The sequence below is a fragment of the Paraburkholderia sp. J94 genome (assembly GCF_905220285.1).
In the GTDB taxonomy this organism is placed as follows: Bacteria; Pseudomonadota; Gammaproteobacteria; order Burkholderiales; family Burkholderiaceae; genus Paraburkholderia; species Paraburkholderia tropica_A.
This window is the reverse complement of record NZ_CAJMZH010000055.1, coordinates 1-536: the sequence shown is the minus strand read 5'-3', so window position 1 is coordinate 536 and position 536 is coordinate 1. Positions and strand designations below refer to the sequence as shown.

The 536-nt window shown below is 61.6% G+C and carries 1 protein-coding gene; it reads left to right on the top strand.

The window, feature by feature from the left end; genetic code table 11:
• On the top strand, positions 1-536 hold a 536-nt coding region (locus U4Y88_RS37615; protein ID WP_321790140.1), incomplete at both ends, for a sulfatase-like hydrolase/transferase.

Sequence of the window (536 nt, the reverse complement as noted above, 5' to 3'; positions counted from 1 at the left end):
GAATTCCTCGCCGCCGCGAAGGAGTTCATCCAGAAGGCGCACAAGGAGGACAAGCCCTTCTTCCTCTGGTTCAACACCTCGCACATGCACTTCCGCACGCATATCGAGGACCGCATTCGCGGCCAGGCCGGACGCTGGCAGTCGGAGTATCACGACTGCATGGTGGAGCACGACAAACACATCGGCGAGATGCTGGCGCTGCTCGACGAACTCGGCATCACCGAGGACACGATGGTCATGTACAGCACCGACAACGGTCCGCACATGAACTCGTGGCCCGACGCGGGCATGACGCCGTTCCGCAACGAGAAGAACTCGAACTGGGAAGGCGCGTATCGTGTGCCGTGCCTCGTGCGCTGGCCGGGCGTGATCGAGCCGGGCACGGTCTGCAACGAGATCGTGAGCCATCTCGACTGGCTGCCGACCATCGTCGAGGCCGCGGGCAATCCCGACGTCAAGGAAGAACTGAAGAAAGGCTTCAAGGCCAACGGCAAGGAGTTCAAGGTCCATCTGGACGGCTTCAGCCTGTTGCCCTA